The organism is Paracoccus aerodenitrificans, assembly GCF_027913215.1.
GTDB classification, from domain to species: Bacteria; Pseudomonadota; Alphaproteobacteria; order Rhodobacterales; family Rhodobacteraceae; genus Paracoccus; species Paracoccus aerodenitrificans.
Genome location: NZ_CP115784.1, coordinates 695,054 through 718,032 on the forward strand (window position 1 = coordinate 695,054; position 22,979 = coordinate 718,032).

Annotated in this window: 26 protein-coding genes; 22 read left to right on the top strand and 4 right to left on the bottom strand. The window is 62.7% G+C overall.

Translation table 11 applies throughout. The features are described from left to right. The first annotated feature begins 199 nt into the window (after nucleotides 1-199). The 21 genes from PAE61_RS04770 to PAE61_RS04870 all read left to right on the top strand — a co-directional run bounded on the left by PAE61_RS04770 (nucleotide 200) and on the right by PAE61_RS04870 (nucleotide 19,609). A complete protein-coding gene (locus PAE61_RS04770) occupies nucleotides 200-484 on the top strand; it encodes a helix-turn-helix transcriptional regulator (protein WP_271114232.1) in 285 nt (94 codons plus the stop codon). Nucleotides 485-498: 14 nt separating this feature from the next. Further along, on the top strand, nucleotides 499-1,638 hold the full coding sequence (locus PAE61_RS04775; RefSeq protein WP_271114233.1) for a replication initiator protein A: 1,140 nt from the start codon (nucleotides 499-501) through the stop codon (nucleotides 1,636-1,638). Then, entirely contained in the window at nucleotides 1,635-2,132 is a 498-nt protein-coding gene (locus tag PAE61_RS04780) for a DUF2840 domain-containing protein (protein WP_271114234.1), read from the top strand. Before PAE61_RS04775 ends, PAE61_RS04780 begins: the two co-directional genes overlap by 4 nt. Continuing rightward, nucleotides 2,129-2,677, top strand: a complete 549-nt coding sequence (locus PAE61_RS04785) for a S26 family signal peptidase (RefSeq protein WP_271114235.1) — start codon at nucleotides 2,129-2,131, stop codon at nucleotides 2,675-2,677. The genes PAE61_RS04780 and PAE61_RS04785 overlap by 4 nt, the downstream gene beginning before the upstream one ends. A 45-nt stretch (nucleotides 2,678-2,722) precedes the next feature. Beyond that, nucleotides 2,723-3,061: a DUF736 domain-containing protein gene (locus tag PAE61_RS04790; RefSeq protein WP_271114236.1), complete on the top strand. Its 339-nt coding sequence runs from the start codon at nucleotides 2,723-2,725 to the stop codon at nucleotides 3,059-3,061. Nucleotides 3,062-3,064: 3 nt separating this feature from the next. Continuing rightward, entirely contained in the window at nucleotides 3,065-3,808 is a 744-nt protein-coding gene (locus PAE61_RS04795; RefSeq protein ID WP_271114237.1) for a lytic transglycosylase domain-containing protein, read from the top strand. A gap of 246 nt (nucleotides 3,809-4,054) precedes the next feature. Further along, entirely contained in the window at nucleotides 4,055-5,833 is a 1,779-nt protein-coding gene (locus PAE61_RS04800) for a relaxase/mobilization nuclease domain-containing protein (RefSeq protein ID WP_271114238.1), read from the top strand. A 162-nt stretch (nucleotides 5,834-5,995) separates the two neighbouring features. Next, entirely contained in the window at nucleotides 5,996-7,972 is a 1,977-nt protein-coding gene (locus PAE61_RS04805) for a conjugal transfer protein TraG (RefSeq protein ID WP_271114239.1), read from the top strand. A gap of 10 nt (nucleotides 7,973-7,982) precedes the next feature. Beyond that, complete coding sequence (locus tag PAE61_RS04810; protein WP_271114240.1) at nucleotides 7,983-8,390, top strand: ribbon-helix-helix protein, CopG family; 408 nt, start codon at nucleotides 7,983-7,985, stop codon at nucleotides 8,388-8,390. A gap of 264 nt (nucleotides 8,391-8,654) precedes the next feature. Further along, the gene (trbB, locus tag PAE61_RS04815; RefSeq protein WP_271114241.1) at nucleotides 8,655-9,605 is read left to right on the top strand and encodes a P-type conjugative transfer ATPase TrbB; all 951 of its coding nucleotides are present in this window, start codon (nucleotides 8,655-8,657) and stop codon (nucleotides 9,603-9,605) included. After that, nucleotides 9,602-9,934 carry a TrbC/VirB2 family type IV secretion system protein gene (locus PAE61_RS04820; RefSeq protein ID WP_271114242.1) on the top strand — a complete coding sequence of 111 codons (333 nt, stop codon included), beginning with the start codon at nucleotides 9,602-9,604 and terminating at the stop codon, nucleotides 9,932-9,934. The genes trbB and PAE61_RS04820 overlap by 4 nt, the downstream gene beginning before the upstream one ends. After that, on the top strand, nucleotides 9,934-10,215 hold the full coding sequence (locus tag PAE61_RS04825) for a VirB3 family type IV secretion system protein (protein WP_271114243.1): 282 nt from the start codon (nucleotides 9,934-9,936) through the stop codon (nucleotides 10,213-10,215). The genes PAE61_RS04820 and PAE61_RS04825 overlap by 1 nt, the downstream gene beginning before the upstream one ends. An 11-nt stretch (nucleotides 10,216-10,226) precedes the next feature. Continuing rightward, a complete protein-coding gene (gene trbE / locus PAE61_RS04830; protein WP_271114244.1) occupies nucleotides 10,227-12,737 on the top strand; it encodes a conjugal transfer protein TrbE in 2,511 nt (836 codons plus the stop codon). After that, nucleotides 12,734-13,492 (top strand): P-type conjugative transfer protein TrbJ, encoded by a 759-nt coding sequence (gene trbJ / locus PAE61_RS04835; protein WP_271114245.1) that lies wholly within the window; start codon nucleotides 12,734-12,736, stop codon nucleotides 13,490-13,492. The genes trbE and trbJ overlap by 4 nt, the downstream gene beginning before the upstream one ends. A 15-nt stretch (nucleotides 13,493-13,507) precedes the next feature. Continuing rightward, a complete protein-coding gene (gene trbK-alt / locus PAE61_RS04840) occupies nucleotides 13,508-13,789 on the top strand; it encodes a putative entry exclusion protein TrbK-alt (RefSeq protein ID WP_271114246.1) in 282 nt (93 codons plus the stop codon). Then, nucleotides 13,789-15,144: a P-type conjugative transfer protein TrbL gene (gene trbL, locus PAE61_RS04845; protein ID WP_271114247.1), complete on the top strand. Its 1,356-nt coding sequence runs from the start codon at nucleotides 13,789-13,791 to the stop codon at nucleotides 15,142-15,144. Before trbK-alt ends, trbL begins: the two co-directional genes overlap by 1 nt. Continuing rightward, nucleotides 15,141-15,830: a conjugal transfer protein TrbF gene (trbF, locus tag PAE61_RS04850; protein ID WP_271114248.1), complete on the top strand. Its 690-nt coding sequence runs from the start codon at nucleotides 15,141-15,143 to the stop codon at nucleotides 15,828-15,830. The genes trbL and trbF overlap by 4 nt, the downstream gene beginning before the upstream one ends. Beyond that, nucleotides 15,827-16,819, top strand: a complete 993-nt coding sequence (gene trbG, locus PAE61_RS04855) for a P-type conjugative transfer protein TrbG (protein WP_271114249.1) — start codon at nucleotides 15,827-15,829, stop codon at nucleotides 16,817-16,819. Before trbF ends, trbG begins: the two co-directional genes overlap by 4 nt. Further along, entirely contained in the window at nucleotides 16,809-17,927 is a 1,119-nt protein-coding gene (locus PAE61_RS04860) for a TraB/TrbI/VirB10 family type IV secretion system protein (protein WP_271114250.1), read from the top strand. Before trbG ends, PAE61_RS04860 begins: the two co-directional genes overlap by 11 nt. Nucleotides 17,928-17,929: 2 nt before the next feature. Further along, the gene (locus PAE61_RS04865; RefSeq protein WP_271114251.1) at nucleotides 17,930-18,169 is read left to right on the top strand and encodes a DUF2274 domain-containing protein; all 240 of its coding nucleotides are present in this window, start codon (nucleotides 17,930-17,932) and stop codon (nucleotides 18,167-18,169) included. Nucleotides 18,170-18,385: 216 nt separating this feature from the next. Then, nucleotides 18,386-19,609: an ATP-binding protein gene (locus tag PAE61_RS04870; RefSeq protein ID WP_271114252.1), complete on the top strand. Its 1,224-nt coding sequence runs from the start codon at nucleotides 18,386-18,388 to the stop codon at nucleotides 19,607-19,609. Nucleotides 19,610-19,675: 66 nt separating this feature from the next. Here PAE61_RS04870 and PAE61_RS04875 read toward each other — a convergent pair whose 3' ends face one another. The 3 genes from PAE61_RS04875 to PAE61_RS04885 all read right to left on the bottom strand — a co-directional run bounded on the left by PAE61_RS04875 (nucleotide 19,676) and on the right by PAE61_RS04885 (nucleotide 22,163). Further along, the gene (locus PAE61_RS04875) at nucleotides 19,676-20,569 is read right to left on the bottom strand and encodes a LysR family transcriptional regulator (protein ID WP_271114253.1); all 894 of its coding nucleotides are present in this window, start codon (nucleotides 20,567-20,569) and stop codon (nucleotides 19,676-19,678) included. Between the two features lie 118 nt (nucleotides 20,570-20,687). Then, nucleotides 20,688-21,362: an acyl-homoserine-lactone synthase gene (locus tag PAE61_RS04880; RefSeq protein ID WP_271114254.1), complete on the bottom strand. Its 675-nt coding sequence runs from the start codon at nucleotides 21,360-21,362 to the stop codon at nucleotides 20,688-20,690. A 72-nt stretch (nucleotides 21,363-21,434) separates the two neighbouring features. Further along, complete coding sequence (locus PAE61_RS04885; RefSeq protein WP_271114255.1) at nucleotides 21,435-22,163, bottom strand: autoinducer binding domain-containing protein; 729 nt, start codon at nucleotides 22,161-22,163, stop codon at nucleotides 21,435-21,437. 155 nt (nucleotides 22,164-22,318) lie between these two features. Here PAE61_RS04885 and PAE61_RS04890 point away from each other — a divergent pair, with 155 nt between their 5' ends. Beyond that, nucleotides 22,319-22,546, top strand: a complete 228-nt coding sequence (locus PAE61_RS04890; protein WP_271114256.1) for a helix-turn-helix domain-containing protein — start codon at nucleotides 22,319-22,321, stop codon at nucleotides 22,544-22,546. A 100-nt stretch (nucleotides 22,547-22,646) separates the two neighbouring features. On the opposite strand, the gene PAE61_RS04895 is transcribed toward PAE61_RS04890, so the two are convergent. Next, nucleotides 22,647-22,862 carry a helix-turn-helix domain-containing protein gene (locus tag PAE61_RS04895; RefSeq protein ID WP_271114257.1) on the bottom strand — a complete coding sequence of 72 codons (216 nt, stop codon included), beginning with the start codon at nucleotides 22,860-22,862 and terminating at the stop codon, nucleotides 22,647-22,649. Nucleotides 22,863-22,979: the final 117 nt, after the last annotated feature.

A 22,979-nucleotide genomic window follows, 5' to 3' on the forward strand; every position in this document is an offset into this window, starting at 1 on the left:
GTTGAGAACAATCGGCTCCATCAGTGCATTGAAAGTGGCAGGTTCACAAGGTTTTGGCGGCTCTCGCGGGGCTGTCTTCTGGTGTGCGCATTCACCCCCCTCTGTCTTCCCACTGCATCCTGCCGGTTTCCCTCCGCCATTGTGACCTCCGACAGCCGCTCCTTTCCGGCGGCGCGCCATACCCGACGGAGACCCGATCATGCGACCCGACACCGCCGCCCTTCCGCCAAGATACCTGCGTACCAAGGAGGCGGCGCGGTTCGTGTCTCTCTCGCCCCGGACGCTGGAGAAGCACCGCACCTATGGTACCGGCCCGGCCTATCACAAGCTTGGTGGCCGGGTGGTATATTCACTGGAAGATCTTGAGGCCTGGGTCTCTCGTGGCGCGGTGACATCGACAAGTGACCCGCGCGGTGGACAAGTCCTGCCTGCCAAGCGGCATGCGCTGGTCGAGCGCCCGCTACCCAGCTCCGCCGCCCGCTGATTGCAGGCGGCCCGATGATCAACCGGCGCAAATCAGGCTCGGAGCGCGGACAGCTCGATCTCTTCCGCGCGCTGCCAGGCGGATTCGCGGCCCGCGATGCGCAGGATCTGATGTCCTATCCGTTTTTTTCTCTGTCCAAATCCCTTCGGGTGGCGCCCATCGATTTCACGGCGGGCAAGATCTCGATCCGGGTCGAGGCGGTGCCCGATCACGGCATGGCCACGATCTGGGATGCCGATATCCTGATCTGGGCGGCCAGCCAGATCGTCGAGGCGCGGGATGCGGGGCTGCGCACCTCGCGGCTGATGGCGGCCACGCCCTACGAGATTTTGGGCTTCATCGGCAGAGGAAGGTCCGTGCGTGACTACCAGCGCCTGAAGGCAGCGCTGGACCGGCTGCAATCGACCACGATCCGCACCTCGATCCGCCAACCTGCTGCAGGGCGTCTGCATCGCTTCTCCTGGATCAATGAATGGCAGGAGCGGACCGATGCTGCAGGTCGCCCGGACGGGATCGAAATGATCGTGCCGGACTGGTTCTACCGCGCGGTGCTGGACGATGCGTTGATCCTAACCATCGACCGGGCTTATTTCGGGTTGACCGGGGGGCTGGACCGCTGGCTCTATCGGTTGGTGCGCAAGCACGGCGGGCGGCAGCGCGACGGCTGGCGGTTCGACATTCGCCATTTGCACCGAAAATCCGCCGCGCTGTCTCCCTTCAAGCGCTTTGCATTTGAACTACGCGAGATCGTCCGCCGCCAGCCCTTGCCGGGATATCGCCTATGTCTGGAGGGGGATGAGGCAGGGCGCATCTTCCTCGCCTTTGAGCCGTCGACTGGCTGTGGACAAGCTGTGAATGGCCTCGTGCTATCAGGAACCTCAACTATCGTGCCATCGGGAACCGGGGTATCGTGCTATCAGGAACCCAAGCCGGGGTTAAGGGACGGAAAGCAAAGCGCAAATCGGCCCCTTAACTTAGACTCTAACAGAGATACTAACTTTTGTAGGGCGGAGCCCGCTGGGGATAAGCCTGCAAAAGGCGCCGAAACAGGGCCTGAAACCTCCACCGACAGCGCCAGATTTGAACCGGAATTTGGCTTAGAAAAAGATGCGCCCGAACTGCCGCTTGCTCCCGGATCGGAGGGCGAGCGATGAGCGGGTTTCAGCATTTCCCCGGTGATGCGCCGTCTGACCTGACGCTGGTCGAGCTGACCTGGCGCGAAGGCCAGATCGAACACTGGATCCGCTTCGGGCGGCCGGCTCGGGAACGCGCGCTGGACCGTCACAAGCGCATTGTCGGCTTCGCGCCGGGTGCGGTCTTCGCCTTTCTTCGCTGGGCCTCGAACGACTATGGCACGGTGATCTCGCGCATCGATATCCTACGCGCGATCCCGCCCGGCGCGCCCTATCAGACGCTGCCGCATGTCAGCCCCGGCGGTGAGATGCTGCTGTGCAGCCATGGCTGGCCCAAGGTCGAGCAGGCCCTGCAGCATATCGACGCCATTGAGGCGCAGGGGATTCATCCGGCGGATGTCTCCGCCGCTCACTGGCGGCATGTCCATAACCGGCTCAGCATCGGGCAGGCGCCGCATCGCTATTCCGCCGCGCAACACCGGGCATGGCGCAAGCGCCGGGACATTCTGACATGAACTCGCGCCGTGTCACACTCGGGGCGACAGCGCTCGCCGTGGCGCTGATCGCGATCCCCGCTGTCATTGTCTGGTCACCACGCCTGATCTGGAACGCCTCGGCCAGCGCGCCTGTTGGACTTTACGCCGTGCATGCGATTGACCGCATCCAGATCGGTGATCTGGTCGCCGTTCAAGCGCCTGACGACCTTGCCGCCTTCCTCGCCGCACGCGGCTATCTGCCCGCCGATGTGCCGCTCCTTAAACATGTCGTGGCGTTGCCGGGTGCCGAGGTTTGTCGCATCGGAAGCAGGATCACCGTCAACGGAAATCATCTTGGCATGGCGCGGGCGCGCGACCGAATGGGCCGCGATCTGCCCGTCTGGCGGGGCTGCCGGGTCATCGCCGGGGACGAGGTCTTCCTGATGAACCCCGGCGCGCCTGACAGTCTCGACGGGCGGTATTTCGGGCCGCTGCCCGCCAGCACGATCACCGCACGGCTGTCGCCGCTCTGGACCGATGCGGCGGGCGATGGCCGCTTCATCTGGCGCGGCGGCGCGCCATGATCGCGCAATCTCACCCGTTTCACCACAACAGAAAGGACCAGACCCATGCCACAGATCGGCGAGTTTACCCGTGATGCCAACGGATATGCAGGGCGTATCCAGACCCTCACCCTCGACCTTGAGATCACCATCACCCACGCCGAGCCGAACGAGGCCGAGAACGCCCCGGACTATCGCCTCCATCACGGCGCCGAGGACGACGCCCGTGAGATCGGAGCCGCGTGGTCGCGCAGCGGTGAAAAGGCGGGCGAATATCTCGCGGTGCTGATCGACGATCCGATGCTTGCCCATCCCATCCGCGCTCATCTGTTCCAGAATGGCGCGGACGCGACATCCTGGTCGCTGCATTGGAACCGCCCGCCAAAGCGCGACGGAAGGGGCTGAGCAATGCCTGACCCATGCATCCGCCGGCGCCCGAGACCCGCATCCGGGCGGTGGCCCATCGCCGGCCGCAGCGCCTCTCTTCTTCTTTCCGGCCTCTTCCTGATCATAGTGCCGGGCGCCACCGCTCTGGCGCAAGAGGCGACCCCGGCCATGCAAACCGCCGCCGATCCCTTTGCCGTACATATTGCGGAAGCCGCCGCGCGTTTCGCCATCCCCGAGCACTGGATTCGCGCCGTGATGCGCGTTGAAAGCGCGGACAATCCGCGCGCGATCTCCTCTGCCGGGGCGCAGGGCCTCATGCAGATCATGCCCGAGACTTGGGCCGATCTGCACCGACGGCATCGCCTTGGCGCGGACCCGTTCGATCCGCGCGACAACATCCTCGCAGGCGCGGCCTACCTGCGCGAAATGCTCGACCGCTACGGCAATACCGGCGCGATGCTCGCCGCCTATAACGCCGGTCCCGCGCGCTATGACGACTACCTCGCCACGGGGCGCGCGCTGCCCGCCGAGACCCGCGCCTATGTCGCCGTACTGGCGCCAATGCTGGACGGCGCAGCGCCTGTTTGGGCGGCGGCGCGGCCTACCGATTGGCGCGAGGCCTCGCTCTTTGTCGGCATTGCCGATGCAGCGTCTGCGCAGGCTGGCGGCAGTGCGATGGCGTCGACACCGGAGACGGGTGGCCTCGCACCAAGTGCCTCCGGCGATCTGTTCGCCCCCCGTGCCGGTGGGGAATCCTCTCAATGAGCGCAATCGAGGCATGGCGTGGACTGGCGCTTGTTCGGAAAGCTCTGACGGCAGGGCGGGCCGGAAAGGAGAGCGGAAAGGAAGCATGGCAAGATAAAAGCGCCTGCCACGAATGCCGCAAGCCTCTGACGAGGCTGGCGTTTTCGTGGCTCTGGCGGTCGGTCGATTGCAGGTTTTCGAGATTGTTCAGCGATTTCAATGCCCCGGCATGCACAGTAGCCATCGGGGCCGGAACCGAGTCCTGCGATGGCTGACTCCGAGCGCGAATTCCGCATCCGTCCCGGCAAGCCCGGCTCCACCCGCGCACCCCGCGCAAAGAGCTTTATCAACCAGGTGCTACGCGCCGCGCAGAAGGCGGGGCATGTCTCGCCGTCGCGATCCGGCGCCGGTCCCGTCCGCAGCCGGGGCGGCGCCAGCTTCGGGCGCGGGCGCAATCGCTTCGGGCGGTCCCGGATCTTCGCTCCGTCCCGCCGCGTGGTGGTGGCCGCGCGGATCGCCCGGCACAAGGGCCGCGCCTATCGTTCGGCGCCGCTGACCCGGCATCTGTCCTATCTCAAGCGCGAGGGCGTCAGCCGGGAAGGAGAGAAGGGCCTGGCCTTTGACGCCGACTCGGACCGCGCCGATGATCTGGGGTTTGCCGGGCGCTGCGAGGATGACCGACATCATTTTCGCTTCATTGTTTCACCCGAAGACGCTGTTGAGATGGCGGACCTCAAGGGCTTCACCCGCGATCTCGTCCGGCAGATGGAGGCCGATCTCGGCACCAAGCTCGACTGGGTGGCTGTCGATCACTGGAACACCGACAACCCGCATGTGCATCTGCTGGTCCGGGGCGTCGATGATCGCGGCGGCGATCTGGTGATCTCGCGCGATTATATCAGTTCCGGCCTGCGCTCACGCGCCGAGGATCTGGTCTCGCTGGAACTCGGCCCGAAGCCCGAGCATGAGATCCGCAATGCGCTGGAACGGGAGGTGACGGCGGATCGCTGGACGCGGATTGATCGCGAGATCCAATACCGTGCCGACGATCTCGGCCTGATCGACCTGCGCCCCGAGGCGAAGGGGCCGAATGATCCCGCGTTGCGGCGGCTGATGATCGGTCGTTTGCAGCATCTGCGAAAGATGGGATTGGCCACCGAAGGCGCGCCCGGCGAATGGATGGTCGGGTTTGAGGCCGAGCAGACCCTGCGCGACCATGGGACGCGTGGCGATATCATCAAGACCATGCACCGGGCCTTCGCCGCGCGGGGCGAGGGTCGTGGCGTGGCGGAGTTCGCAACCGACAGCGCTGATGCCGGATCACCGATCATTGGGCGGCTGGTCGAAAAGGGCCTGCACAATGAGCTGACCGGCGAGGCCTATGCCGTGATCGACGGCACGGATGGCCGCGCCCATCATGTCCGGTTCCGAGGCATCGAGGCGTTCGACCACGCGCCGCCCGAGGGCGGGATCGTCGAGCTTCGTCGCTTCGGCGGCCCGGACGATCCGCGCCCGACGCTGGTGCTGGCCAACCGCTCGGATCTCGACCTGCAGACCCAGATCACCGCGCCCGGCGCGACCTGGCTCGATCATCGGCTGGTCGAGAAGGACCGCTTGCCGCTCGCGATGGGCGGCTTTGGCCGGGAAGTGCGCGAGGCGATGGAAGCGCGGGCCGATCATCTGGTCGATGAGGGGTTTGTACACCGGCAGGGCCAACGCCTCGTCTTGCAACGCGACCTTCTAGCCACCCTGCGTCGGCGCGAACTTGATGCCGTAGGCGAAAAGCTGGCCGGCGAGACCGGCCTGCCGCATCAGCCCGCGCAGGTGGGCGAGCATGTCAGCGGAACCTATCGGCGGCAGGTGACCCTGTCCTCGGGGCGCTATGCGATGATCGAGAGGATCGATCCGAATGGCGGTCCGGGCTTCCAGCTTGTGCCCTGGTCGCGCGAGATCGAAAAGAGGCTTGGAGAGCATGTATCGGGCATTGCGACGTCGGGCGGCGGCATCGACTGGAGTCTCGGGCGAAAGCGCGGGTTGGGGATATGAACGTCATATGGGCATATTGTGCCTCGAAATTTGGTATCCGCGTTACGAGGGTGGAAATCGCCACGCAGCGCTCTATCCTTTCTGCACGCCATCGCCGCTGTCTCTACGATGCGCGTGGCATTTACGTTGCAAACCCCTTCGTGCGACCACTCATGCTCCTTCATGACCGCTACGAAAATTCTCTGGGGCCAGATCCTCATCGTCTTCCTGATCGTGCTTTCTACTACCTGGGGCGCGACACAATGGGTCGCGTGGCGGTTGGGGTTTCAGGCGCAGCTTGGGGCGCCATGGTTCGATCTGATGGGTGTGCCGATCTATCCGCCGCCTGCCTTTTTCTGGTGGTGGTACTTCTACGACGCCTATGCCCGTGCAATTTTCTGGGAAGGCGGTACCATCGCAGCTTCAGGCGGGTTTCTCTCCATCGCCGTTGCCATCACGCTTTCGGTGATGCGGGCGCGGGAGGCGGCGGATGTCGATACCTATGGCTCTGCGCGATGGGCAGCGCGCAAGGAGATCGAAGAGGCCGGGTTGCTTGGTCCCGACGGTGTGGTTCTGGGTAGGCTCGACCGCGACTACCTGCGCCATGACGGGCCGGAGCACGTGCTTTGCTTTGCGCCGACACGATCCGGCAAGGGTGTCGGGCTGGTGGTGCCCTCGCTCTTGACCTGGCCTGACTCGGCCATCGTGCATGACATCAAGGGCGAGAACTGGGAGCTGACCGCCGGGTTCCGCGCGTGTCATGGGCGCGTCCTGCGCTTCGATCCGACCTCCATGTCCTCGGCGGCTTATAATCCGCTGTTGGAGGTCCGGCGCGGTGAATGGGAGGTGCGCGATGTTCAGAATGTCGCCGATGTGCTGGTCGACCCCGAAGGGTCGCTGGAAAAGCGCAATCACTGGGAGAAGACATCGCATTCGCTGCTGGTCGGCGCGATCCTGCATGTGCTCTATGCCGAGAAGGACAAGACGCTGGCCGGAGTCGCAGCCTTCCTGTCTGATCCGCGCCGTCCGATCGAGGCGACGTTGACGGCGATGATGACCACGCGCCATCTGGGCGAAGCCGGGCCGCATCCGGTCATCGCCTCAACGGCGCGGGAGCTTCTGAACAAGTCGGATAATGAACGCTCTGGTGTGCTGTCGACTGCCATGTCCTTTCTGGGCCTCTATCGCGATCCAGTTGTTGCCCATGTCACCCGTCGCTGTGATTGGCGTATCGTAGACCTGATCGCGGATGACAGGCCTGCGACGCTATATCTGGTCGTGCCGCCCTCGGATATTTCGCGCACCAAGCCGCTGATCCGGCTGGTGCTGAACCAGATCGGTCGCCGGTTGACCGAGGATTTGCATGCCAAAGATCGCAGGCACCGCGTGCTGATGATGCTGGATGAATTCCCGGCGCTCGGGCGGCTGGATTTTTTCGAAAGTGCGCTGGCCTTCATGGCCGGCTACGGAATCAAGTCCTTCCTGATCGCGCAATCGCTCAACCAGATCGAGAAGGCCTATGGCCAGAACAATTCGATCCTCGACAATTGCCATGTCCGGGTGAGCTTCGCGACAAATGACGAGCGCACAGCGAAGCGGGTTTCGGACGCGCTCGGCACCGCAACCGAGATGAAGGCGATGCGCAACTATGCCGGCCACCGGTTAGCGCCATGGCTTGGGCATCTGATGGTCTCGCGCTCTGAAACCGCCCGTCAGTTGCTGACGCCCGGCGAGGTCATGCAATTGCCGCCCGATGACGAGATCGTCATGGTCGCGGGCACGGCGCCGATCCGGGCGAAAAAGGCGCGCTACTTCACCGACCCACGCCTGAACGAACGCATCCTGCCGCCGCCCGACCAGTTGGAAACACCGGTTTCGCCGCAGAATGATGGCTGGTCGGCAATGCAGCCTCGACAGCTGGACGCGGCGCTGCAAGCCAAGGCGGATGACGAGGCCAATGCCGGCCTGCGCCGCGAACCGGAACTGCCGGAACATGTCGCCATAGCGCCTGAGGTGCCGCCGGAACCGTCGAAGGAATTCGAGATGATGCTAGATGAAGAGCCGGAAGATACGGCCCGCCAGCGACAGGTCCTGGGGCGGCAAATGGGGCAGGTCGCGCGGCAGGCGACACTAGACCGCAATGATGGGATCGAGTTGTGAGGTCCGAACCATGCGCGACCGCCTGAACCTTTCGCTGCCCGTCGAGATGATCGCTCGGATCAACGATCTGGCGGATCGCAAGCGATTGACCCGATCAGCGTTTGTAGAGGCTGCCGTCGACAGCTTTCTCTCGCCCGATCACGTCGACATGCAGGAAGCGGCGCTGACCCGCAGGCTTGACCGGCTGTCCAGGCAGGTCGCGCGGCTGGAACGGGATCAGCGCATTACAGCTGAGACCGTCGCGCTGTTTGTCCGCTTCTGGCTGACCATCACGCCACCGCTTCCCCCCGATGATCAAGCGGCGGCGCAGGCCAAGGGGCGGGAACGGTTCGAGGGATTTGTCGAGACGCTGGGGCGCCGCGTGCAGAAGAGCAGGAGCTTTCTGGACGAAATTCCCGAGGACCGGACAGCGTCGTGATTCCGTGCGAAGCGGTTCGGCAGGCTGCCAACCATCGCGAAGCTTGCGCCAAGCCCGAGGCGACTCGGATGAGAAACCCGCCTTTAGCTATCCCAATCTACGCCAGCACGCGCCCGCTACGAAATCCCTGTTGCTCACCCCTCAAATCCGGCTTTCTTAATCGACCCCGATCCAGGGCTGCTTGTTGGAGGCGCCCGGCGACGGAACGGGGGCGGTATGCCGGATATCGATCAGCGACTGGAGGCGATCCAGCGAGGCGCGCGGATGCTCCGTACAGCGCTCGGGCCAGCGATTGCCCGTTTCCTGGAAGATCCGGCTGTCGTCGAGGTGATGCTCAACCCCGATGGGCGGCTCTGGATCGACCGGCTCTCCGAAGGACTGTCCGACACGGGCGAGGTGCTGCGACCCGCCGATGGCGAACGCATCGTGCGGCTGGTGGCCCATCACATCGGCGCCGAGGTACACGCCGGTGCGCCGCGTGTTTCCGCCGAACTGCCCGAGACGGGAGAACGCTTCGAGGGGCTTTTGCCGCCGGTGGTCGCGGCCCCGGCCTTTGCGATCCGCAAGCCCGCCGTCGCGGTCTTCACTCTGGACGATTATGTCGATGCCAGGATTATGACGCGGATTCAGGCCGAGGCGCTGCGGGTCTATGTCGCCACCCACGCCAATATCCTCGTTGCCGGCGGGACCTCCACGGGCAAGACCACGCTGACCAACGCATTGCTGGCCGAGGTCGCTAAAACCACCGAGCGCGTCGTCATCATCGAGGATACCCGTGAGCTGCAATGCGCGGCGCCGAACCTTGTGGCAATGCGCACCAAGGATGGCGTCGCGACGCTCTCCGATCTGGTCCGGTCATCACTGCGATTGCGCCCCGACCGCATTCCGGTCGGCGAGGTGCGGGGCGCCGAGGCGCTGGACCTGCTGAAGGCCTGGGGCACCGGTCATCCGGGCGGTATCGGCACCATCCATGCCAATTCGGGTATCGGCGCGCTCAGGCGCATGGAGCAGCTCATTCAGGAGGCTGTCGTTACCGTGCCGCGCGCCCTGATCGCCGAGACCATCGATCTGGTGGCGGTCCTTGCCGGGCGCGGTTCCGCCCGTCGCCTGGTCGAATTGGCCCGCGTCGAGGGTCTCGGCCCCGATGGCGATTACCGCATCAGCCCCGCCGAAACTTCTCTCACCACCACTCACGCAACTGGAGACCAGGAATGATCCGTTTCGCCTTGCGCTGTCATCAGCGCATCACCACCGCCACCATATTTGCCGCGACCGGCCTGATGCTCGCTGCACCGGCCCATGCCGCCGGCTCCTCCATGCCCTGGGAGGCGCCGCTGCAGTCGATCCTGGAATCCATCGAAGGGCCTGTCGCCAAGATCATCGCGGTGATCGTCATCATCATGACCGGCCTCGCGCTGGCTTTCGGCGATACCTCGGGCGGGTTTCGCCGTTTGATCCAGATCGTCTTCGGGCTCAGCATCGCCTTTGCCGCCAGCTCCTTCTTTCTCAGCTTCTTCAGCTTTGGCGGCGGGGCGCTCGTCTGATGGCGGGCGGCTTTGAACAGCTGGATTCAGTTGCCGGTTTTTCCGTTCCGGTTCACCGGGCGCTGACCGAGCATATCCTGCTCGGCGGGGCACCGCGCAGCATCGCGATCATGAACGGCACGCTGGCCGGCGCCGTGGGTCTCGGCCTGCGCCTCTGGCTGGTCGGCATCGCCATCTGGGCCATCGGCCATTTCCTGGCCGTCTGGGCGGCGAAGCGCGATCCGCAATTCGTCGAGGTCGGACGGCGGCATCTGCGCATCCCGGCGCATCTCACGGTCTGAGAGTCCCAACGATGATGAACCTCTCTGAATATCGCCGCAATGCCGCGCATCTCTCGGACTATCTGCCCTGGGCGGCACTGGTCGGGCAGGGCGTCGTGCTGAACAAGGATGGCAGCTTTCAGCGCAGCGCGAAGTTTCGCGGACCCGATCTGGATTCGGCAGTTGCGGCCGAACTGGTCGCGGTGGCCGGGCGGATCAACAACGCCTTTCGCCGCCTCGGCTCTGGCTGGGCGATCTTCGTCGAGGCTCAGCGGTCCGAGGCCGCAACCTACCCGGACAGCATGTTTCCCGATCCGGCATCTGCCTTGCTCGATGCCGAGCGCAAGGCTGGCTTCGAAGAGGTCGGTGCACATTATATATCGACCTATATCCTGACCTTCCTTTGGCTACCGCCCGCAGAGGATAGCGCGCGGGCCGAGACCTGGCTTTACGAGGGCCGCGAGCGGTCTGGCGTCGATCCGCAGGAGCTGTTGCGCGGCTTTGTCGATCGTACTGATCGGGTCTTGGCGCTTCTGGATGGCTTCATGCCGGAATGCCGCTGGCTCGATGATGGTGAAACGCTGACCTATCTGCATTCGACGATATCGACGACGCAACAGCGCATCCGCGTGCCGGAAGTGCCGATGCACCTTGATGCATTGCTGGCCGATCAGCCCCTGACCGGCGGTCTGGAGCCGTGCCTTGGTGATCAGCATCTGCGCATCCTGACTTTGACTGGTTTTCCGGGTGCGACCACGCCGGGCCTCCTGGACGAGATGAACCGGCTGGCCTTTCCCTATCGCTGGTCGACGCGTGCCATTCTGATGGACAAGACCGATGCGACCAGGCTGTTGACCAAAATACGCCGCCAATGGTTCGCCAAGCGCAAATCCATCGCGGCGATCCTGAAGGAGGTGATGACCAGCGAGCAATCGGCACTGGTCGATACCGACGCGGCCAACAAGGCTGCCGATGCGGACCTAGCCCTGCAGGAACTGGGCGCAGATATGGCGGGGTTGGCCTATGTGACGGCGACGGTCACCGTCTGGGACAGGGATCCGCGCCTGGCCGATGAAAAGCTGCGGCTGGTCGAGAAGATCGTACATGGGCGTGATTTCACGGCCATGCCGGAAACGGTCAATGCCGTCGATGCCTGGCTTGGCAGCTTGCCGGGGCAGGTCTATGCCAATGTCCGCCAGCCACCGATCTCGACGCTGAACCTCGCCCATCTGATCCCGCTGTCAGCGGTCTGGGCCGGGCCGGAAAGGAACGATCATCTGGAGGGGCCGCCGCTGCTTTACGGAAAGACAGAGGGCGCGACGCCCTTCCGCCTGTCCCTCCATATTGGCGATGTCGGCCATACGCTGGTCGTCGGCCCGACCGGCGCGGGCAAGTCCGTGCTGCTCGCACTGATGGCGCTGCAGTTCCGGCGCTACGCGCGATCCCAGATCTTCGCCTTCGATTTTGGTGGGTCCATCCGTGCGGCTACGCTTGCCATGGGCGGCGACTGGCACGATCTGGGCGGTGGGCTGACGGTGGGTGAGGAAGGGGGCGTTTCCCTGCAGCCTCTGGCCCGGGTCAATGAGCCTGCCGAACGCTCATGGGCGGCGGATTGGATCGCGGCCATCCTTGTCCGCGAGGGCATCGCGATGACGCCGGAGGTCAAGGAACATATCTGGACGGCGCTGAATTCGCTGGCATCCGCACCCGTCGCTGAGCGTACCATCACCGGGTTTGCGGTTTTGCTGCAGGCGAATGATCTGAAACAGGCGCTGCGACCCTATTGCGTCGGTGGCGCCTATGGCCGTCTGCTCGATGCGGAGGTCGAACATCTGGGATCTGCGTCGGTGCAGGCCTTCGAGATCGAGGGGCTTGTCGGCACCGGCGCCGCGCCAGCGGTGCTCGCCTATCTCTTCCATCGCATCGGTGACCGGCTGGACGGGCGGCCGACGCTGCTCATCATCGACGAGGGCTGGCTGGCGCTTGACGATGATGGTTTTGCGAGTCAACTCCGGGAATGGCTGAAGACGCTCAGGAAGAAGAACACCTCCGTCATCTTCGCCACACAGAGCCTCAGCGATATCGACGGCAGCGCCATCGCACCCGCTATCATCGAAAGCTGCCCGACGCGGCTTTTACTGCCGAACGAGCGGGCCATCGAGCCGCAAATCAGCGCCATCTACCGCCGCTTCGGCCTCAATGACCGTCAGATCGAGATCCTGGCCCGCGCGACACCCAAGCGCGATTATTACTGTCAGTCCCGGCGCGGCAATCGCCTGTTCGAACTGGGCCTCAGCGAAGTGGGTCTCGCGCTTTGCGCGGCCTCATCGAAGAGCGATCAGGCCGATATCGCCCGCATCTTTGCCGAACACGGGCGTGACGGTTTCCTTGCGGCCTGGCTGCGACATCGCGGGGTCGATTGGGCGCCTGGTCTCATTCCCGATCTGACCAATCTCGCCGGAGACGCGACTGATGATGCCCGGTCCGATCGATCCGATCCTGAAGCCGCAACTATTCACCATGAAGAGGAGATCATGCCATGACCCGTTTCCCCGCCCGCTTCGCCAGCGCCTCCATGCTGGCCTTCTCGCTTGCCGTCCCTGCGGCCCTGTCGCCGATCCTCACCGGTCCGGCCCATGCCTGGCGCATCGTCTACGACCCTTCCAACTACGCACAGAATGTCCTGACCGCCGCGCGGACACTGGAGCAGATCAACAATCAGATTCAGAGCCTCCAGAATGAGGCGCAGATGCTGATCAATCAGGCCCGCAACCTCGAAAGCCTGCCGCATTCCTCGTTGCAGCAGATCCAGCAGAACGTCCAGCGCACCCGTCAGCTTCTGGATCAGGCGCAATCGATCGCTTTCGATGTCAACCAGATCGATCAGGCGTTTCAGCAGGACTATGGGGGCCTGTCCCTCTCGACCAGTGATGCGCAGCTTGTGGCGGATGCCCGGTCCCGCTGGGAAACCACAGTCGGCGGGCTGCAGGACGCCATGCGCGTGCAGGCAGGCGTTGTCGGCAATATCGACGCGAACCGTACCGAGATGTCGGCTCTGGTCGATGAGAGCCAGAATGCCGTCGGCGCGCTGCAGGCCACCCAGGCAGGCAATCAGCTTCTGGCGCTGCAATCGCAGCAGCTTTCCGACCTGATCGCAGTCATGTCCGCCAATGGCCGCGCCGATGCGCTACTGGAGGCGGATCGCGCCACTGCGGCAGAACAGGGGCGCATTCAGCGCGAGCGTTTCCTGACGCCGGGCTCGGGATACCAGCCGGGCAGTGCCCGAATGTTCAACTAGGGCGGGCAGCGAAGGATGCAGGGGAATGTGCCGATCCGGATCGCCGCCATCGTCTTCGTTGCGATTGCGATCACCGCGAGTTTGATCGACATGGCGCGCGATGAGGATCCAGCGCCGGTCAGCGCCGCGCCGGAAATGCGGCCCGCTGCAGATCCGCTGCGCGCCACGCTGCGGCGCTGCCAGCAATTGGGTGAGGAGGCCGGCGATGATGTGGACTGCCTTGCGGCCTGGGCACAATCGCGAGACCGGTTCCTCGGACGCAGCTCCGATCCTGCTCCGGTCAGGGCCGCTGACTGATGGGGGGCACTGGCGTCATCGACAGTTTCCTGGGGGTCTTTACCACCTATATCGACAGCGGCTTCGGCCTGCTGGGCGGTGAGGTCGCCTTCATCGCCACCACGCTGATCGTCATCGATGTGACGCTGGCCGCGCTTTTCTGGTCGCTCGGCGCAGAGGACGATATCATTGCCCGACTGATCAAGAAGACGCTTTTCGTCGGCGTCTTCGCTTATCTGATCGGCAACTGGAACAGTCTCGCCCGGATCGTCTTCGACAGTTTCGCGGGGCTCGGCCTGCAGGCCTCCGGCACCGGGTTTTCTGTGGCCGATCTGCTGCGTCCCGGTCGCGTCGCCCAGACCGGCCTCGATGCCGGGCGGCCGCTTCTTGAATCCATCGCCGATCTGATGGGTTTTGTCGCCTTTTTCGAGAATTTTATCCAGATCGCCTGTCTGCTTTTCGCCTGGGTGCTGGTACTGCTGGCCTTCTTTATCCTCGCCGTGCAGCTGTTCGTGACCCTGATCGAGTTCAAGCTGACCACGCTGGCAGGCTTCGTCCTCATTCCCTTCGGTCTCTTCGGCAAGACGGCGTTCATGGCTGAACGGGTGCTGGGCAATGTCGTCTCATCCGGCATCAAGGTGCTGGTGCTGGCCGTCATCATCGGCATCGGCAGTACCTTGTTTTCGCAATTCACCACAGGTTTCGGCGGTGTGACCCCGACCATCGATGATGCGATGGCAATCGTGCTGGCCGCCTTGTCGCTGCTGGGGCTCGGCATCTTCGGCCCCGGTATTGCCTCGGGCCTGGTTTCCGGCGGACCGCAGCTTGGCGCAGGTGCCGCCGTTGGAACCGGTCTTACGGCGGGAGGGATGGTGCTGGCCGGCGGTGCTGCCGCGGGTATGGCCGCAAAGGGTGGGGCAGCGGCGCTGTCCGGCGGCGCGGCAGTTGCGCGGGGTGGTGCAGCCATGGCAGGCGGTGCCAGCACCGCCTATACGCTCGGATCGTTCGGCCAATCTGGCGCGGCGGGCGTTGCCTCGGGCCTGGGCGGCGTGGCGCGCGCCGCCGGTTCCGTGGCGGCGTCTCCGTTGAAGCGCGGTGCCTCGCATGCCTCCGGCAGTGTGGCCTCCAGCTTCTCCGACGGCGCGAAGACCGGTTTTGCGGCGACGGGTGGATCATCGACGAGCGGAACGATCGGTGGGCCACCTGATTCCGCACATTCACCCGCGGCCTCCGACAGCGCGCCTGCATGGGCGCAACGGCTGCAGCGCAAACAGGCCCTCAGCCATGGTGCGACCATGGCCGCCCATGCCGTCCGATCCGGCGACGGCCATGGCGCGGGCTCCTCCATCTCCCTTCAGACAGGCGACCGCCCATGAGCATCTTTAAACGCCCCGCGACCCATTACGGCAAGACACCGGAACCTGAGACGCCCTATCAGAAAGCCGCCCAGGTCTGGGATGAACGCATCGGCTCCGCCCGTGTGCAGGCGAAGAACTGGCGGCTCATGGCCTTTGGCTGCCTTATCCTGTCGGCGGGTTTCGCCACCGCTCTGGTCTGGCAATCGGTGCGCGGCACCGTGGTGCCTTGGGTGGTGCAGGTCGACAATCTCGGTCAGGCGCAGGCCGTCGCGCCAGCAAGCGCTGACTATCGCCCAAGTGATCCGCAGATCGCCTTTCATCTTGGCCGTTTCATCGAGGAAGTCCGCTCGATCCCCGCCGATCCGATCATCGTGCGCCAGAACTGGCTCCGCGCCTATGAGTTCACCACGGATCGCGGCGCTGCGGCGCTGAACGACTACGCGCGTGCCAGTGAGCCCTTTGGTAAGGTCGGGCGACAGCAAATCGCGGTCGAGGTCTCATCCGTGATCCGCGCTTCACCGGACAGCTTTCGCGTTGCCTGGACCGAACGCCATTACGAGAACGGTCAACTGTCCACCACGGAACGTTGGACCGCCATCCTGACACTGGTGATCCAGACTCCGCGCAGCGCTGAGCGGCTGCGCGCCAATCCCCTCGGGATCTATGTCAACGCCATCAACTGGTCGCGGGAGATGAGCCAATGAATATTTCCATCATGCACCGCTTTCCTGCCATCACGACGTTGATGGCCGCAACGGCGATCGCAGGCTGTGCAACCAATCGCCCGCCAGCCATCAGCTATGATGAGAATGTTCCACCGCTGTCTGCACCGCCCGTTGCCACCGACGACCGACCGCGTCCGCTGCACACACCACCTGGCTGGCAGGTCGCGCGCGGCGGTGCTGCGGCGGCCACGCCGACCGCGCGCGTCACCAATGCCAATGCCGCCGCCCGGGTCGAGCCGCGCCGCGAAGGCTATTACAACGCCATCCAGGTCTATCCCTGGTCCGAGGGTGCGCTGTATCAGGTCTATGCCGCGCCCGGTCAGATCACCGACATCGCGCTGGAGCCGGGTGAGAACCTGACCGGAGCCGGACCCATTGCCGCCGGTGATACCGCCCGTTGGATCATCGGTGATACGCTGAGCGGGGCAGGGGACGCGGCCCGCGTCCATATCCTCGTCAAGCCGACACGGCCGGACATTTCGACCAATCTCGTCGTCACCACCGACCGGCGCAGCTACATGATCGAACTCAGGGCGCAGGAAGATCTCTATATGCCGTCCGTGACCTGGTCCTGGCCAGCACCGCCAAAAGGGGCAAGACCGGCAGCGGCTCCGCGTATCCCATTGCCAGCCGCCCGGAACCATCGCTACGGGCTGCAGATCCGCGGTGACAGCCCGCCCTGGCGCCCTGCATCGGTCTTCGACGATGGCCGCCGGGTCTATGTCATCTTCCCGGCCGGGATTGCCCAGGGCGAGATGCCGCCGCTTTTTGTCATCGGTCCCGAGGGCGAGCTGCAGATCGTCAACAGCCGGATTTATCGCAATGTGCTGATCGTCGACCGGCTGTTCGGCGCAGCGGAACTGCGCCTCGGTTCGGGAGATCGGCAGCAGGTGGTTCGCATCGTGCGGATGCCGGCCGAACAGAAGGTTGCCTCGTCAGGTGACGCGGAGCATCGCGATGACCGATGATGCCCAGCCGATGCGCCTGCGCGCCGATCCCCCCCGTGTCACCCGCCTGTCGCGCAAGGTGCTGGCGGGTCTCGGTGCTGTCCTTCTGCTAGGCATTGGTGGGGCGCTGATCTACGCACTGCAGGGTCCGGAACGGGACGGGACATCTGAGGAACTCTATTCCACCGAAAACCGCACCACCGCCGATGGTCTGACCGGTCTGCCATCCGATTATACCGGCCCGACGCTCGGGCCGCCCTTGCCGGGCGATCTCGGCGGGCCGATCCTTGATGCCCAAAACCGGGGTCAGCCGGTGGCCCCGCCAGTGGTCGCCGCACCTGCGCCTGATCCCGATGAACAGCGACGACTGGCGGAGGAAGAAGCCGCCCGGCTGAGTTCGGTGTTCTTTCCGACCGAGACCGGGGCGGCTGGTGGTGCGTTGGCGGGCCTTGGCGGGCTGGCTGGGACGGGCCAGTCCGGACAGACAGGACAGGACCAGCATACGGCTTTTCTCAGCGCCGCGCCGGACCGACAAACCGTGGCACCGGACCGTATCTCACCACCGGCCTCGCCCTATATCCTGCAGGCGGGTTCGGTCATTCCCGCGGCACTGATCACCGGCATCCGATCCGATTTGCCTGGCCAGATCTCAGCCCAGGTTACCGAAAACGTCTATGACAGCCCGACAGGCGCCCTGTTGTTGATCCCTCAGGGGACGCGGCTGATCGGCCAATATGGTGCGGGCATCAGCTTCGGTCAGCGCCGGGTCCTGCTGGTCTGGAACCGCCTGATCCTGCCAAACGGTCGCTCCATTGTCCTCGAACGCCTGCCGGGCGCTGACGCTGCGGGTTACGCCGGGCTGGAGGATGGTGTCGATCATCACTGGTGGGATGTGATGAAGGCCGCAGGTCTGTCCACGATGCTGGCCGCGAGTGCCGAACTTGCCGATGATGACGAGGACCGACTGATTCGTGCCATCCGGGACGGTGCCCAGGACACGATCAGCGAGGTTGGCCAGCAGATCGTCCAGCGCCAGTTGCAGGTCGAGCCGAGGCTGACCATCCGCCCCGGCTTTCCGTTCAGGGTCATCGTGACCCGCGATCTGGTGCTGGAACCCTATAGGGATTGATCATGACAAAGCTGAAACTTGGACCCTTGCCTGATGACAAGCCGGTGAAACTGACGCTGGAACTGCCGGCCAGCCTGCATCGCGACCTCGTTGCCTATGGAGAAATTCTGGGGCGCGAGGGAGGGCAGCCGACCTTGGCACCGGCGAAGCTGATCGCTCCGATGCTGCAAAGGTTCATCGCGACGGATCGCGGCTTTGCCAAGGCGAGGCGTTCGGCGTCATTCCCGAAATCGCCGTCATAGCGTTCTTCGGCCTGACCGATAGCCTGGCGCGCGAAACGTCCTCAGGTGAACGGAATGTCTGAGAACCAGGCTATTGTGCTCCTACTGTGCGCCCTGCTTTCAGTTGGTCGGACCGTCACTTCCAGTTCTCACCATGAGTGCTTTCAATTGGTCGAGCGTTGACTTTCAATCGGTCGGGCTTGTAGTTTCGGATGGTCGATAAATCTCAGGCCCGGAATGTACCCCAGATTCGCCAGATCAAGAATAGAAGAGGCTCTGGCTGATACCCGGGTCGTCCTGATCGCGGGGCCGCGGCAATCCGGCAAAACCACGCTGGCGACCGATCTTGCCGCAGAGAAGGTGCCGTTTCTGACCCTGGACGATGCAACGGTCCTGCGCTCCGCAACCGATGATCCCGTAGGCTTTATCCGGGGGCTGGATCGGGCGGTGATCGACGAAATCCAGCGCGCACCCGATCTGCTTTTGGCGATCAAGAGTGAGGTTGATGCTGACAAGACACCGGGAAGGTTCCTTCTGACGGGGTCGGCCAATCTTATGACCATTCCGAAGGTCGCGGATTCTCTGGCCGGCCGGATGGAAATCGTCCGGCTTCTGCCCCTCTCGCAGGCGGAAATCCTTGGCCGCAAATCCGGGTTCATCGACAGGGCCTTCTCAGGTCAAACGCCTGTCGCAGAGCATATAATTCTCGGCGATGATCTGGTTGAGACCGTGCTTTCGGGCGGCTATCCCGAGGCGCTTGGTCGCAAAAGATGGGCACGAAAGCAGGACTGGTATCACGATTACATTGACGCGATCGTCCAGCGCGACGTGCGCGATATCGCCCAGATCGAACAGCTTGCGATCATGCCAAGGCTGCTGTCGGTTCTGGCCGAGCATTCCGGCCAGTTGGTGAATTATTCCGGGATCGGCGCGTCGCTCGGCCTGAACCATGTGACGACGGCAAAGTACCTGCACATCTTCGAAAGCCTCTATCTAGTTTACAGCCTGCAGCCCTGGTTCACCAACCGGCTGAAACGGCTGACCAAATCACCCAAGCTGCATTTCCTCGATGCCGGGCTTCTCGCGGCCATGCGCGATATCTCTCCGGATATTGTCGCCAAAGATCGAACGGCCTTTGGTCCAATCCTGGAGACTTTTGTCTTCAGCGAGCTGCGCAAGATCGCGTCCTGGAGCGAACAGCGATGTGCGTTCTGGCATTTTCGGGACAAGGACAGGAACGAGGTCGATATCGTGCTGGAGAACCGGCGCGGAGAGATCGTGGGGATCGAAATCAAGGCCTCGGCAACGGTCTCGGCCAGCGATTTTTCCGGGATGCGCAAACTTGCCGAGGCCTGCGGCGATAAGTTCGTTCAGGGGCTTGTCCTCTATGACCATGATCAGGTGGTTCCGTTCGGCGACAATATGTTCGCCGCGCCGCTTTCCTGCTTGTGGTCGGCGTGAACCTGACGGCTGCTTGAGGGATTCGTGCCGGTTCTGGCTCCGAAGAAAGTCAACAAGAAATCCGTGCTATTCTTGCACCGATTTGGCGAGCTTGAGAAACAGGGGCAATGCGGGATTGTCATTCTCTTCTGACCATATTGCGTGGATGAGCCTCGGCTCGGCGATGGGGCGGAGGGCAACACCCGGCATCCTGGCAATTGTCGCAGGTTCGAACGCGAGAGTGATCCCATGTCCCAAGGCAACAAGGAGGGGCAGGCTTTCCTGGTCGACATCCTGATACCGGATCTTGGGCCGGCAACCAAGCGCACCGAGCCGGCGATGCAGATACTGACTTGTGCTCCGCCCTCGTGCGGAGTCGTTCAGAAGGAACGTCTCGTCGGCCAACGCGCCGATATTGATATTGCTATCTTTGGCACGCGGATGTGCTTCCGGCAGTACCGCGAAGAGCCGTTCATGCCAAAGGCATTGGCTCGAAACCTCATGAGGCAACCTTCCTTCCGAAACGAAAGCGACATCGAGCGTGAGGCCGCCCGCCTGAAACAGATGCGCTTCGGCGGCCGCTTCGACATAGGTCGTATGGATCTTGGGGTGCTGTTCAGCAAAATCGCGCAGCAGAGCAGAAAGGGTGCTGGAAGCCAGGGAAGAGATGACACCAATTGTCAGCATGCCCGACATGCCTTGTCGAACGGCTTGAATCTCCGACTGCGCATGTCTGATCTCAGTCAGAAGATAGCGGCACCGGAGAACGAATTTTTCGCCCGCGAATGTCAAGCGAACCCCGGCTGCTGATCGAATAAATATCTTGGTGCCAAGCCAAGCTTCCAGATCGGAAATGCGGCGGCTGATCGCGGATTCCGGCACATTGAGATGAATGGCGGCACGTCGAAAGCTGCCAAGTTCCGCCGCTGCAACAACGTAACGGATATGCCGTATATGCAATGCGGAAGAAAGGTCGACCATATCCCTGTTCCTTGGGATTATCGAGTTTCAAGTCGAGTGCGACTGAATTCTTCTTTTCCAAGTTATCGCAATTATTTGCTGGAGAAAGCACCAGTAAATGACGGTCCCGGCCAATTTATCAGCGCCGCGCCGTCGCAGATTTTTGTTCGGTGTACTGATGTTCCGAGATAGCTTGATCACCGGCGATATATTGAAGAACCGGCTCTTCGATTCGGTAGAAACTGCGGGTTGCGTTCAGCGCGCCGGTATTGGTGTCAGTGATGAGGCCGACGATGTCACCTCCCTGATGTGAATATACCGGACCCAGCAGTCGCGGCTTCCAGCCAAGACTGGCGAGACGATCGATCCAATAGGTCTCGCACACGATGGACAGGTTCTCGATTTTTGACTCAACGCAATATTCCTGGATGCCGCAATAGATGAGGCCGGCTGCCAATGCCGGTCTGGACGGCGTTCGCAGCGCAGGTGCGATGAAAATACGCGTCCATTCATAGATTTCCTTGCCTCGCGGCACCCCATCCGGCGCGAGGTTCGGAAAAACCTCGCTCATCAGATGTGGCTTCAGACTTGGCACCAGACGCGAGCCCCCGACGACCTCCCCGGCAGGCGTGATCCCAAGGAGATAGATGGTGTCATCATTGTCGAATTGATCGATTTCCCGCCCATCAGCGCGGGCAATATCCGTCCAGCCACGCTCTCCGATATAGATTTCGTGTCTCAGCCTGAATTGTTGCTCAAGTTGATCTGCATAGCTGTTTTTGTTGAATTTGTTGACGATGTGAACGCGAAACATGTGTCTGCCTCCATGGCTGCAAAGAGCATGCCGACAAAAGGCGTCGCCGCTATCACCAGAACTCGGTATTGATCAGGGCTGTATTTCCTGCCTCAGGAAAGCCGTCACCACGGCGTGGACATTGTTGGCAGCGCCCAGTTTGTTCTTTGCGTTTCGCTGATGCGTGAGCACCGTATGCTCGGAAAGCGACAGGATGCGGGATATTTCCCACGCTGTTTTCCCCTCAGCGACCCAGCGCAGGATTTCCTTTTCCCGTTGGGTCAGAGCCGCAGTTGGCGGAGGGGCGCTGTGTGACATGATGCGCAGTGCGGAGCTCAGGGCTTGCCGGGCAAGGATTGTGACAGTCGGTCGGGTCAGGTCCGATTTCTCTACTTTTCGACCGGAAAGGCTGATAACTGCTGGTGCCGAGAACGGGGCATGGACGGGAATGCAAATTCCTTCCCTCAGGCCAAAATCTTTGGCCTCTCTCATGACACGGTTGGCTGCCGGACTAAGTGAACGCATCTCGATCTCGCGCCATGTGAAGGCTTCCGCGGTTCTGAGGCTGCGGGCGACACAGGGATCGTATCGATAGTGACCGGCGGCATTGTAGTGGTTGTACCAATCGTCGGGCCAGTCATTGGCCATGATGTTTTCGTGCCATCGCGGGCGCTTCATCATCGTCAGATTGGTGATCAGGCAGGCGCTGTAGCCAAATTGGCTTACGGCGCCAAGGAGCGCGGTGTGAACGTCACCGATCGAAGTTGCCTCATCGATCTCGATGGCAAGTGGCAAGATGTCTATCAGATCATTCTGCGCCATGGCATTCGCGGAAACGAAGGAAGCCGCTGCATTGTGGAATTTGAGAGGTGGATGGCAAAGCATATATAAGGCGAACTTCCTCAAGCAAGACAGCAGCTTACGAATGCTCACTATATTAGGTGGATGCAAAAACTCTCCGCTGCCTTTGTCGGCGGATGAGGCTAAGGTCGATCATTGCCAGAAATCTGCGGCTGCAGCGCCAATCGGCGCGGCTGACCCAGGAGCAATTGGCTGACCTGGCGGGGCTCGACCGGAATTACATCGGAAAGCTCGAACGCGAAGAAAATTCACCGACCGTCGACACGCTGGAGTCCATTGCTTTGGCGTTGCAAATTGACGTCGAAGCCATGTTCTGCCGAGAATTTCTGCGCCGTCAGGACTGAGCTCAAATCTCATCCTCAAGCCGTCTGGGGCTGATCCAAGGGCAAGCATTGCTCGACGCGGACCGATCGCAGTCAGGCAATTGATTGGCGATCATATTGTCTACTTGCGAGCTTTCTCAAAGAACTCGCCGGGTTCGCTTTCCAACGCTTCTGCGATCTGCGCGAGGAAGACAACGGTAGGATTGCGACGACCGGTCTCGACGCCACTCAGGTAACCCCGTGTGCAATCTGCGCGCAGTGACAGCTCCTCCTGCGAGATGCCGCGTGCGCGTCGCAGGCGCTGTATGTTGAGACCGACGAGCACACGGATGTCCATGCGTCTCGGATCGCATCGCGTTCACTATATCGCGACACACTATAGTGAACATTCGTACTTGACAGCCGCAGGGCGAATAGCGTCTTTTAGATATTATCGGAACAGCATTCCTAAATA